General features: G+C 65.2%; 16 protein-coding genes. All 16 read left to right on the forward strand.

All coding sequences use genetic code 11. The features are described 5' to 3' along the window. Positions 1 to 48: 48 nt before the first annotated feature. The 16 genes from NYP18_RS09145 to NYP18_RS15545 all read left to right on the forward strand — a co-directional run bounded on the left by NYP18_RS09145 (position 49) and on the right by NYP18_RS15545 (position 11290). Positions 49 to 846, forward strand: coding sequence for a hypothetical protein (locus NYP18_RS09145; RefSeq protein ID WP_259427893.1), 798 nt, complete (start codon positions 49 to 51; stop codon positions 844 to 846). Further along, complete coding sequence (locus NYP18_RS09150; RefSeq protein WP_259427894.1) at positions 846 to 1184, forward strand: P27 family phage terminase small subunit; 339 nt, start codon at positions 846 to 848, stop codon at positions 1182 to 1184. Before NYP18_RS09145 ends, NYP18_RS09150 begins: the two co-directional genes overlap by 1 nt. 22 nt (positions 1185 to 1206) lie before the next feature. Next, positions 1207 to 2751: a terminase large subunit domain-containing protein gene (locus NYP18_RS09155; RefSeq protein ID WP_259427895.1), complete on the forward strand. Its 1545-nt coding sequence runs from the start codon at positions 1207 to 1209 to the stop codon at positions 2749 to 2751. 9 nt (positions 2752 to 2760) lie between these two features. Further along, positions 2761 to 4188 carry a phage portal protein family protein gene (locus tag NYP18_RS09160; RefSeq protein WP_259427896.1) on the forward strand — a complete coding sequence of 476 codons (1428 nt, stop codon included), beginning with the start codon at positions 2761 to 2763 and terminating at the stop codon, positions 4186 to 4188. Then, complete coding sequence (locus NYP18_RS09165) at positions 4151 to 5446, forward strand: head maturation protease, ClpP-related (protein WP_259427897.1); 1296 nt, start codon at positions 4151 to 4153, stop codon at positions 5444 to 5446. Before NYP18_RS09160 ends, NYP18_RS09165 begins: the two co-directional genes overlap by 38 nt. A gap of 9 nt (positions 5447 to 5455) precedes the next feature. Further along, a complete protein-coding gene (locus tag NYP18_RS09170) occupies positions 5456 to 5854 on the forward strand; it encodes a hypothetical protein (RefSeq protein WP_259427898.1) in 399 nt (132 codons plus the stop codon). A 19-nt stretch (positions 5855 to 5873) separates the two neighbouring features. Beyond that, the gene (locus NYP18_RS09175; RefSeq protein WP_259427899.1) at positions 5874 to 6812 is read left to right on the forward strand and encodes a phage major capsid protein; all 939 of its coding nucleotides are present in this window, start codon (positions 5874 to 5876) and stop codon (positions 6810 to 6812) included. Beyond that, complete coding sequence (locus NYP18_RS09180; RefSeq protein WP_259427900.1) at positions 6812 to 7207, forward strand: hypothetical protein; 396 nt, start codon at positions 6812 to 6814, stop codon at positions 7205 to 7207. The genes NYP18_RS09175 and NYP18_RS09180 overlap by 1 nt, the downstream gene beginning before the upstream one ends. Before the next feature lie 18 nt (positions 7208 to 7225). Beyond that, positions 7226 to 7651 carry a Gp19/Gp15/Gp42 family protein gene (locus NYP18_RS09185; protein ID WP_259427902.1) on the forward strand — a complete coding sequence of 142 codons (426 nt, stop codon included), beginning with the start codon at positions 7226 to 7228 and terminating at the stop codon, positions 7649 to 7651. After that, positions 7648 to 7980, forward strand: coding sequence for a hypothetical protein (locus tag NYP18_RS09190; protein ID WP_259427903.1), 333 nt, complete (start codon positions 7648 to 7650; stop codon positions 7978 to 7980). The genes NYP18_RS09185 and NYP18_RS09190 overlap by 4 nt, the downstream gene beginning before the upstream one ends. 2 nt (positions 7981 to 7982) lie before the next feature. Then, the gene (locus tag NYP18_RS09195; protein WP_259427904.1) at positions 7983 to 8276 is read left to right on the forward strand and encodes a hypothetical protein; all 294 of its coding nucleotides are present in this window, start codon (positions 7983 to 7985) and stop codon (positions 8274 to 8276) included. A gap of 38 nt (positions 8277 to 8314) precedes the next feature. Then, positions 8315 to 8689 (forward strand): hypothetical protein, encoded by a 375-nt coding sequence (locus NYP18_RS09200; RefSeq protein WP_259427905.1) that lies wholly within the window; start codon positions 8315 to 8317, stop codon positions 8687 to 8689. Next, positions 8673 to 9371 carry a hypothetical protein gene (locus NYP18_RS09205; RefSeq protein WP_259427906.1) on the forward strand — a complete coding sequence of 233 codons (699 nt, stop codon included), beginning with the start codon at positions 8673 to 8675 and terminating at the stop codon, positions 9369 to 9371. The genes NYP18_RS09200 and NYP18_RS09205 overlap by 17 nt, the downstream gene beginning before the upstream one ends. Before the next feature lie 141 nt (positions 9372 to 9512). Continuing rightward, on the forward strand, positions 9513 to 9830 hold the full coding sequence (locus NYP18_RS09210; protein WP_259427907.1) for a hypothetical protein: 318 nt from the start codon (positions 9513 to 9515) through the stop codon (positions 9828 to 9830). 107 nt (positions 9831 to 9937) lie between these two features. Continuing rightward, positions 9938 to 10201 (forward strand): hypothetical protein, encoded by a 264-nt coding sequence (locus NYP18_RS09215; RefSeq protein WP_259427908.1) that lies wholly within the window; start codon positions 9938 to 9940, stop codon positions 10199 to 10201. Between the two features lie 705 nt (positions 10202 to 10906). Next, positions 10907 to 11290 carry an HNH endonuclease gene (locus NYP18_RS15545; RefSeq protein WP_259427909.1) on the forward strand — a complete coding sequence of 128 codons (384 nt, stop codon included), beginning with the start codon at positions 10907 to 10909 and terminating at the stop codon, positions 11288 to 11290. Positions 11291 to 11316: the final 26 nt, after the last annotated feature.

Raw genomic sequence — 11316 nt, forward strand, 5'->3', positions numbered from 1 at the left:
AGCAGGAAGCGGCTTCTGAGCTGCAGGAACCGGGAAGGAGGCGAGGGCATGCCCAACACCGGCGCCGACCACACTGGCCTCACCGCCGCGCTCCTGGCCCTGGCCCCGAACTACGGCTTCACCTTCACCGACGCGCAGAAGAAGCATCTCGCCGACCTCTTCGCCGGCATCGCGACCATCAAGCCGGCCGCCGTCCTGCCGCGGAAGGGAAAATCGCAGGCCAGATTCTCCCGGGCCGGCATCGCTGCCCAGTCCATCGCCGGTCTCGACCAGGACACCTACGTCTCGGGCCTGACCTATGGCCAGTTCTCCCTCCTCGACCTCATCCAAGCCGCCCTCGATGTCACCGGGCCCGCCGACGTCACCGTCGCGACCTGGTCATCGGGCAACTACGACATCGAGGCGTTGAAGAACTTCCGCGACGCCGGCCTCATCCGCCGCATCCGGTTCATCATGGACTCCGGACGGCAGATGAAAGGCCAGGCCGCGGCCGATGACATCGCCAAGATCTTCGGCCGCGACGCGATCATCACGGTCCGCACCCACACCAAGTTCGTCCTCATCTGCAACGACGACTGGGACCTGGTCATCACCTCCTCGATGAACCTGAACAAGAACATCCGCCTCGAGCACTTCGAGATGACCAGCGACCCCGCGAAGGTCGCCATGTTCACCGACGTCGTCGGCGCCTTGTTCTCCGAGGCCCCCGCCTCCGGTTCCTACGGCCGGATCATGCCCACCCTGCGCACGATCGACCCCGACCACGAGGTCATCGCCATGCCCGCCGTCCACCGCAACCGGAACATGATCACCATGGGCAAGCTCAACCGCCCTGAAGGGAGGTGATGGATGTGCACTTCGATGACCAATCCACCCGTCTCGAGAAGGAAATCCACCGCCTGGCCGACGGTCGGCAGCTCAACCCCTTCGACCTCGAGGCCATGGCCATCGTCGCCGGCCTGACCCTCCGCGCCAAAGATGCCCGCGAACAGATCGAACGCGAAGGCCTGATCATCGACGACGGCAAAGGCATGCCCGTCGAGCATCCCGCCCTCCTCATCGAGAAACGCGCCTCCGCGGAACTCCGTGGCTGGGTCAAAGACCGCCCCGACCTGTTCGGCGCGAAAAAAGCCGACGCGAAACCACGACGTGAGAAGTTCGGGGGCTTCAAAGCAGTGACCTGACCAGAACGGGAGGTGATCAGCGATGACGCTCCTCGGAGTGCAGGAGCCACGCCTGTCCCTCATCCCTGACGGCGACCGGGCTCGCGGCGACAAGGCCGTCGAATTCGCCCGATGGTGCGGACTGACCCTCTACCCCTGGCAGGAAGAGGCCCTGCGCTGCCTGTGCATCACCGACGAGAAAAACCTGTGGGCCGCCCGCGAAGCACTCTTCGTCGTCGCCCGACAGAACGGCAAGGGTGAAGTCCTCGTCGCCCGCGAACTCGCCGGCATCTACCTATTCGGCGAAAAGGAAATCTTCCACTCCGCCCACTTCATGGACACCGCCGTCGACGCCCAGAAACGACTCTGGGAAGTCATCGAGGACAACGACGACCTCATGTACTGGTGGGAAGACGACGAGAAAACCCCCGGTGTGCCCCACATGGGCAAGACCAACGGCAAGGAGAACATCACCTTCCCGAACGGGGCGATCGTCTACTTCCGCACCCGGACGAAGAAGACCGGCCGAGGCCTGTCCGTCGAGCTGCTCATCCTCGACGAGTGCTTCGACCTTCCGAAGGAAACCTACGCCTCCCTGTCCAAGCTCACCCGAGCCCAGGAAAACGCCCAGACCATCTACATCTCCTCCCCGGTCAACATGGAAGAACACGCCCACGGTGCCGTGTTCTCCGCGAAACGGTGGGCCGCCATCGACAAAGCCCCCCGCATGCTGTTCATGGAGTGGTCACCCGACGAGGACGATGACCCCTTCGCCCAATCCACCTGGGCAAAGTGCAACCCCTCCATGGTGTCCTCCGGCCCAGGAGCCCAGCTTGTCGACATCGAAGCCGACGCCCGAGCCGCCCAGAACTCCGAAGCCCTCCTCGAAGCCTTCCTCGTCGAAACCCTCGCCCAGGGCAACTGGTACCCCCGCGACGGCGCCGAGGAAGAGTTCATCCGCGTCCTCGACGTCGACCAGGTCGAGACCATGGTCATCGACAAGATGCGCATCCGCGACCTCGTCGGCCTGACCGTCGTCATCGACGCCGACCCCGGCCGCGCCATGTGCTCCGTTTCCCTGGCCGGCCGCAACAAGAACACCGGCGACACCGAAGGCATGGTCGGCTACCACGGCGCCCTGGTCACCGCCGACGTCGTCGGAGCCATCCTGCAGTTGTGCGACAAAGTCGACCCCGAGCAGATCATCGTTGACCCCCGCAACCCCGCGAAAGCCATCGGCGATGCCCTCGACCGCCAAGGAATCGTCATCACCTGGATGTCCTTCGGCGACGTCAAGGCCGCCACCGGTGAATTCCTCCAAGGCGAGAAGGACGGAACCGTCAAATTCGTCGACACCGACGGCCTCATCGACGAAGCCTTCGAACACGCCGAACTCAAGGCCGACGCGGAAGGAGGTGTCCGGTGGGTCAAACAGCACGGCATCATCTGCCAGCTCACCTCCCTCACCTACGCCCTGTGGGGCGCTCGCGGCGTCGAAGAAACCATCGCCACCCCCCACCGTCCGCCACCCACCGCGCCCGTCTCGATCCCGAATCCCCGGGCCGCTGTCCGGCAGATGCAGTTCTAGGAGGTGTCCATGGCTCGTGAAAAGGGCTACGCCCGCCCAGCCGGTGAACGGGTCTATTCCCCGGCCCGGGAAGACAACTGGGACTTGCGCTGGCCGCAGTCCATCCGCATCTACTCCAAGATGGCCCGCGAGGACTCCCAGACCAAGTCGGTTCTCCTGGCTGTCACCCAGCCGATCACCCGCACCCCCTGGCGGCTCGAGGCCAACGGGGCCGACCCTGAGGTGGTCCGCAAGATCGCCGAAGACCTCAACCTCCCGGTGAAGGGGGAGGAGCTCTCCGCCCCGATCGCGAAGAACCCCCGCAAGGTGTCCTGGTCGCACCACCTCAAGCGCGCCCTCCGGTGGCAGTTGATCTACGGCCACGCCTACTTCGAACTGGTCTGGGACGACGCCTCAGAGACCGAAGACGGGCTGACCCACCTGCGAAAGATCGCCCCCCGCCACCCCGACACGATCATGAAGATCGACGTCGCCGAAGATGGCGGACTCGAGGCGATCACCCAGAAGCACATCGGCGGCCGGCAGAAGCCGGCGAAGATCCCCGTGCAGGACCTGCTGGTCTACCGGGCTGATGACGATCACGATGACTGGATCGGCGAGTCCATGCTGCGCGCCGCCTACAAACACTGGCGCCTCAAGGACGAGTTCCTCCGTCTCGAGCAGATCGTCCTCGACCGCAACGGCATGGGCGTGGCGGTGATGAAAACCCGCTCCGAGCCCAGCTCCCAGGAACGCTCCGACGCCGAGCGCGTTGTCTCGGAGGTCCGCACCGGTGACAGCGGTGGCGTCGTCATCGACATGGACGAGTCCTTCTCCATCGAGGGGGTCAAGGGGCAGCTGGCATCCCCACGGCAGGCCATCGCCTACCACGACGCCCAGATCGCCCGCACCGCCCTGGCACACGCCCTCAACTTGGACGGTGGGGGAGGGTCCTACGCACTGGCCGAGGTGCAGATGGACCTGTTCTTCCAGGCCCTTAACGACCGGGCCCAGGAGATCGCCGACACGGCGAACCAGTACCTCGTCCGCAAGATGGTCTACAACCTCACCGGCGACGAGCACGGACCTTTCCCGGTGATCGCCTTCGACCGCATCGAGGCCCGCCGCTCCCTGAGCGCGAACGACCTGGCGACCCTCAAGAACGCCGGCCTGATCTTCGCGGACCCGGCCACCGACTCCCACATCCGCCGCATCTACGAACTGCCGCCGGCACTGCCACCCGAGAAGTGGGAGGAAGCCCGCTCGCAGGCGAGCGTGACCCCCGCCGTCCTGACGGACGTCATCCGCCGACTACAGGCCGCCGACGCCACACCTGAGCTGTCCCGCCAGATCATCCACGCGCTCCTGCCCACGTTGCAGGGCACCGGCCCACGGGGCCACCCACAGAGAGGAGGGGCCAATGAAGAACCGGAAGTTCTCGGTCAAGTCGCTGGCTGACCGAAAAGGCGAGGTCCGCATCTACGACGAGATTGGCCCCAGCTTCTGGGGCGACAGCGTCGATGCGAAGTCGTTCGCTGACGAGATCGAGAATCTCGACGTCGAAGAGCTCCACCTGAGGGTGAATTCCCCAGGTGGCGACGTTTTCGACGGCATCACCATCATGAACGCCCTCAAGCGGCACCCCGCGAAGGTCATCGCCTACGTCGACGGTCTCGCCGCATCCGCCGCTTCGGTGATCATCGCCGGCGGCGCCGACGAGGTCGTCATGTGCGAGGGCTCCCAGCAGATGATTCACGACGCATGGAGCTGGGGCGCCGGCAGCGCCGAAGACATGGCCAAGCTTGCCGCCGACCTCGACCGCACCTCTGACTCCCTCGCAAAGATCTACGCCCGACGAGCCGGAACACCGGCTGAGGAGTGGCGGAAGGCGATGCAGGACGAGTCCTGGTTCACCGCCGAGGAAGCGGTGGCCGTCGGACTGGCCCACCGCCTCGACACCGACGACGTCGACGAGACCGCAGACGAGGCAATCAGTGCCTTCAGCCGCGGGCTTGTCATGGCCACGTTCAAACACCGCGGCCGAGCAGCAGCACCCACCCCCGCGATCGCCACGAAGGCAAGGAAGGAACCCGACATGGGCCTGACCAAGGAGCTCGCCCGCATGCTCGGCATGACGGACGACAACCCCACCGACGACCAGATCAAGGCCGCCCTCAAGGAAGTCCTCGAGGAGCAGGACGAGAAGACCCCGGAGGGCACCACCCCGCCGGCGGAGAAGAGCGTCGAGGAGGCAGAAGCCGACCTCGCGGCCGCCCGCGCCGCCGAAGCCGGTGACCAGGAGAAGAACGAGGACGGTGACGACTCCGAGGAGACCACCCCGCCGGCCTCCGAAGACGACGGCACCGTCCTCATCGACAAGGCCGTCTACGAAGACCTTCTCGAGCGCGCAGGCCGCGGCGACAAGGCCGCCGAGGAAGACAAGCACGAGCGCGCCGCCACCCTCATCGAAAACGAGGGCATCAAGGCCGGCCGACTCCTCGGCTGGCAGCGCGACGCATGGGTGGAGAAGGCCACAGAGGACTTCGCCGCCACGAAGGCCTCGCTGCTCAAACTCGCCTCCGGATCCATCCCACTGCAGCCCAAGGGCCGGGGCGGATCCGACGAGCACCGCGAGAAGCACAAGGACCCCGTTGCAGCGAAGCAGGAAACGCACGCACTGCTCGACGCCCACGAAATTTTCACCGACAAGTACTAGGAGGCACTGATGTCCACCCCTTCCTTCAAGACCGGCCCCATCACCTACGACGTCGCCGAAGACGTGTCCAAGTTCCGTCTCGTCGAGGTCACCGCTGAGGGCGTCAAGCACGCCACCGCCGCTGGCCCCGTCCACGGCGCCATCGCCGAGAACGGCTACGCAGACCCCGAGGACCACCCCGGCATCGACACCGTCAAGGCTGCCCGCGTCGCCGTACGCATGAGCCCGGAGACCACCCCGGTCGAGGTGTCCGGCGACGCCACCGCCATCGAGCAGGGCGCCCCGCTCTACGCCGCCGCCGACGGCAAGGTCTCCGCGACCGGCACCGTCCTCGTCGGCTTCGCCACCCGACCCGGCTACCGCGGACGAGTGTCCGTCACCCTCCTGACCCCGGTTTTCCCGGCCTGACCTGAAACGAGGAACAGCAATGACCGTAATTACTTCGGCGTATGACGAGCTCGCTCCCGCGCCGACCCTCGACGAGATGATGAAGGACCCGACCCTCATCCCGTCCCGCCTCAAGCAGCAGATCGAGAACCTCGACCACGAGGGACTCTTCTTCCGTCAGGGCCCCCCGAACCAGGGCGTTGTCGCCTTCCAGGAAGCCCAGGCTGAGGACTACGGGGACGACAACATCGAGGAGATCGCCGAGTTCGGCGAGATCCCGGTGGACGCCCCGGATATCGATGAGGAAGCCCGCCGCGTGGCCTACTCCATCAAGACCGGCCGCGGCTTCCGCGTGTCCTGGGAGCAGCGCAACGAAAACCGCATCGACGCGGTTAACCGCTCCATGCAGGACCTTGTCCGCAAGATCCGCCTCCACAGCGTCAACACCATCCGCACCGCCTTCACCCGGGCGAACGTCCCGGAGCTGCAGGCTGACACCCCGTGGGCTGAGGGTGGCAACGTCATCCAGGACATCATCGACGCCATCAACACCGTCCAGGGCGCCACCGATGACACCGACCCGAACCTGCGCTACGACTACGACCCGGACACCATCCTGATGCATCCGCTGACGATGACCCAGATGCTGCTGTCCGAGCAGATCCAGAAGTTCTACATCGGCAACATGGCCTCCGAAAACCCCGTGTTCAAGGGCCTGACCACCACCCAGATCGCCGGCCAGCTGCAGGTCGCCAAGTCGAAGCTCATCCTCCCCGGCGAGGTCTACGTCTTCGAGCGCGGCACCACCGGCTTCATCTCCGAGCAGCTGCCGCTGACCGTCACCGACCTCCTCCCCGAGGCCGGCGGTGACCCGACCATCGGTGGCCGCACCATGTCGTGGCGCTCCGACATCGTCCGCAAGCGTGCCATCGCCATCGACAACCCGAAGGCGATCGTCAAGCTGACGGGGGTGGCCTAATGCCCAAGATCGCACTCAAGCGCTTCTGGCGCCAGAGCCCCCGGAAGATGCACCGGGCCGGTGACGTCGTCGATGTCGACGAGCAGACCGCCGAGCGTCTCATCCGTCTGGGCGCCGCCGCCCCGGTCGACAAGACCGCCCCCAAGGTGGACGACGCGGATGAGCAGGACAGTGGCGCTGATGAGGACTCCGCCGACGCCACCCCGACCCCCGAGGTGACCGACGCGGATGAGCAGGACGCGAAGGCCACCGACGTGGACGAGGCTGACGAGGGCGACGCCCCGAAGAAGCCCCGCAAGGTCGACAACCTCGCCACCTGGCAGGCCTACCACCGCGCCATGGGCAAGGACCCCAAGAACATGAAGCTCGACGAGCTCAAGGCCTACTGGGCCTAACGGAAAGGGGGTGGCGCCATGCTGGTTGAAGTCAAAGACGTGACAGACCGGCTACCGGAATCAGTCCTGCCGCTGTCCACCCACGACAACAACCGGGTCCGCCTCTTCCTCGGCGACGCGGAGGAGCTGATCCGGGACGAATTCGACGAGGAAGACCGTGACCTCGACGCCGAGATCGCGGACATCCCGCGCCTGGGCAGAACCGTCATCCGTGTCGTACGGGAGATGGTCGCCACATCCGTCATCGTTGGCGACAACATCAACGTCAGGTCAGCTTCATCCACCACCGGTCCGCAGTCCGACTCGGTGACCTTCGCTGATGTCGGCCTGGTGGATTTCGCCGGGCCGCGGCTGACGGAGGGCATGCGCCGGAAGCTCGGTCTCGGCCGGTCCCGGGCGACGTTCCCCCCGCCGCCGCGCTGGCCGGAACGGAGGTTGCGATGAGCGAAACCATCAACGTCCTCGGCCGTGAGTCGAAAGACCGCGACGGACACCTCGTCTTCACCCCGGATCACCGGGAGATCCCGGGCTGTGTCGTCGACATTGACGGGCAGTCCAAGGTCCAGGGCGAAGACGTTCCCGACGGCAACACCGACCGTCTGCGGGTGCTTGCCCCGGCCGGCACTGTCCTGCAGGTCGGCGACATCGTCCGCGTCCGCGGGGAGGAGTACACGGTGCAGTACGCGCCCTTCGACTACTCCGTCGGCCGCCGCCCGGTCTTGCGCCGGCACCGGCCGAAAACCCTGTTCATCGTCGAACGAAGGGAGGCATAGGAGTGGCCGAGAAACCGAAGATCGTCCTCGACCCGAAGGTCGTGATGCCTCTCCTGCAGGCGCACGTCGCCGATGACATCGAGCGGGCCGGTGAGGAAGTGGCCGCCAACCTCCGCGCCAAACTCCCCGACGATGTCCCCGTCAAGGTCACCAGCTTCATCAACGAGTCCGGACGTCCCGTGACCATGGTGACCATCACCCACCCCTCCGGTCTGGCACGGCAGGCCAAGGACGGCGTGGTCACCCGGGCAGCCTCCGAAGCAGGCCTCGACATCCGCCGCTACGAAATCGAGTGATGCGGATGCTGTGGCTGCAGAAAGACGCACCCCAGCTGGTGCGAGACCGACTCCGAAAAGCACTCCCCGGCCACGGCGACATGATCGCGGCCGAACTGCCCGATGGATGGAACCGGCGGAAAACCCCCATCGTCGTTGTCGCCCCGGACGGGCCCCAACGGTCCGTCCCCGGCAACGACACCGAACTGGTCCGGGTCACCGCCCGGGCGCCGGATCTACCACGGGCCCGCCGGATGATGACCCACATCGACGGCTATCTCACCACCCCAGGACAAGGCTTCCTGGGGTTTTCCATTTCCCCCGCTACACGCCTCACCGCCGGACCGGACTCCCTGGTCGGCGGCTCCTTCGCGTCCTGCGTCTACCGCGTCGCGACTCACAGAAAGGTGAAATCACATGGCACTGAAGCGTAATCCTGAATGGGTCTCGGCACTCGAGGACTCGGAGGTCTTCGTCAGCTTCGAGGACGAGCCCAAGATCGGCCTCATGGGCCTGATGGGCGCCGAGTGGCACACCCTCGGCATCCAGACCGACGACGGCACCGTCGGCCTGACCCGCGCCCTCGACGAGTCCACCGTCAACGGCATGGGCTTCGGCGTCGTCGCCCGCAGCTTCACCCCGGGCGCCGTTTCCTCCACCGTCGACATCCTCGAAGAGAACGCCGTCACCCGTCACCTCGCGTGGCCCGACAACGTCGTCGTCAACGGTGTTGTCATCAAGCGCCACACCCCGCGGGCCGCCCGCGCCCACGTCGCCGTGGTCCGCAAGCGCGAGAACGGCGTCGTCTCCATCGAAGTGTCCCGATACAAGGCACACATCACCATCCCGGAGCAGGGACGAGGCCGTGAGGCCGCCGGCCGCACCGTGAACATCGGCTACGAGATCGGCCCCGACAAGGACGTTCTCGAAGAGCGTTTCTTCAAGGTCGAGGGAGGTGACGTTGTGGAACTTGATCCCAAGATCTTCGTCGAGGACGCCACCATCACCGGTGACGTCGCCGCTGGCACCGCCATCCAGCTTGGTGGTGCTGAGGGCGAGGAGATCGCCGCAGAAGACACCATCCTGACCCCGAGCTCCACCGAGCCGGGCGCCTAACAACCCGCCGGCGGGTGCAGGGACTTTTCCGATGTCCTTCCTCCCTGTACCCGCCCCCGCACTCTTGCGGAAGAGAAGGACATCCACACTTTTCGGCGCCCACCACCCGGTGAGCGCCTTTTCTGATGAAAGGACATCATCATGGCCAAGGACGAAGTCAAAGTGCTCACCGGCGACGAGCGCCCCCCAATCGAGGCGGAAGTCGAAGGCATCGAGACCGTCGAATTCAAGGTCACGGTCCGGGGCAAGGAATTCAAGCTCGAGGCCCCGGCCGACCTCATGGACGCCTCCGCAGAGGTGATGGAGCACTACCAGAACGAGAAGATCCTGCCGGCACTGCGCGCCCTGCTGGGTGAGGTGCAGTACCGCAAGCTCATCGCCGCGGGCATGACCTCCCGTGACGCTCTCGAGAAGGTCATGCCGGCCTACAACGAGGCGATCGGGGTGGGGGAAGACTAAGCCTTCTCCCGCTCATCCGCCGCCACGAAGACCTGGTCGAGGCGGACTTCCGCGCTCTCGGGCTGGACTACCGGGACTTCTACCGACCCGGGTACGGGCCATCGCAGATGACGCTGCGCGTCGTCCTGCAGATCGTCGACCTCAACCTCGACCGCACGAGCTCCCGTTTCTGGTCCGCCGTCCTCGACCGGGACCCCATCACCACCGACCAGATCCTCCTGTCCGACATCTTCTCGGCGTGGTCGGGGCAGGTCCATCCGATCCGAACGAGGCGGGAAGACGCCCGCAAGCGGCGGGAGGCCGCGGCGAAGAGGGCACGCATCGCAGCACGCGAAAAGAAGTGGCGTCGCCACCGCAACAACTTTAGATAGTCCCCACCGACAAGTCAGCCCCCGGTTGTGATCCACCACTTCCGGGGGCCTGACCAGAAACTCATAATCCTTGGAAGGGATGAGCTCATGGCTACGGCCAACTCTACATGTTCCATCAACGGATGCCCTTACGCAGCGCATTGCCGTGGGTGGTGCAGACGACACTACGCACGAGTCAAAAACACGGGCAGCCCCTACCGCCCCTGCGAAAAATGCGGCACTGACCTGCCGTTCGGACATCCAAGTAAGAGACGGATGTGCAATACCTGCTGGACCTGCAAAGTGACTGGCTGCACCGAGCCAATGCGCCGGAACGGCCTCTGCAACTCGCACGCCAGCCGCAAAAACCGCACCGGAACGACAGACGTGTTCTGCCGCAACTGCGGTGGGGTGGTTCCCTTCACTGGGTTCAAAGATGACCAGGGGTCGATTGCCCACTACTGCAGCGACGAATGCAGGCCCATCTGCTCCCTGCCCGAATGCGGTTCCGCAGCGGTGGCTCGCGGCTACTGCAAGTCGCACTGGAAGCGGTTCAAGGCCACAGGTAGCCCACACCGGACCTGCCGAGGCTGCGGGCAGAACCTGCCAGCGTATCTGGACGGACGCGTCGTCTACTGCGGAAACCAATGCAAACCCGCCTGCGACGCGCCGGGATGCCCCGAAATAGCTGACGATAAGGGCTTCTGCAGTCGACACGTTTCCCGGGTGCGCTACCACGGATCGCTGCCTGAAATTGATTTCAAGTGCGCTTTCTGTGGATCGCTGGTGGAACGGTCGTATGCCGACCGCTACCAGAGGTCGAACAAGAAAGTGTGCGGCGAATGCCGCGTGAAGAAAGTCCGCGACCACGACTGGTTCCGGGACGAGATATTAGCGCGAGGCGAGGCCACCTGCGGCATCTGTCAAGAGCCCATTGACCTCTCTTTGAAGTATCCCGATCCTCGCGCACTGAGCATCGACCACATCATTCCCCTCGTCTGGGGAGGAACCAATAACCGGCACAACCTGCAACCGAGTTGCCTCATCTGCAATTTCCGAAAGCGCGACAGGATTGCCCCTCCGATTGCGGGGGCCCTGACGTTGTTCTAGCCCTGGCGGTCGGTGATCGCCTTTTC

This window comes from Corynebacterium lemuris (genome assembly GCF_024919295.1).
Classification (GTDB): Bacteria; Actinomycetota; Actinomycetes; order Mycobacteriales; family Mycobacteriaceae; genus Corynebacterium; species Corynebacterium lemuris.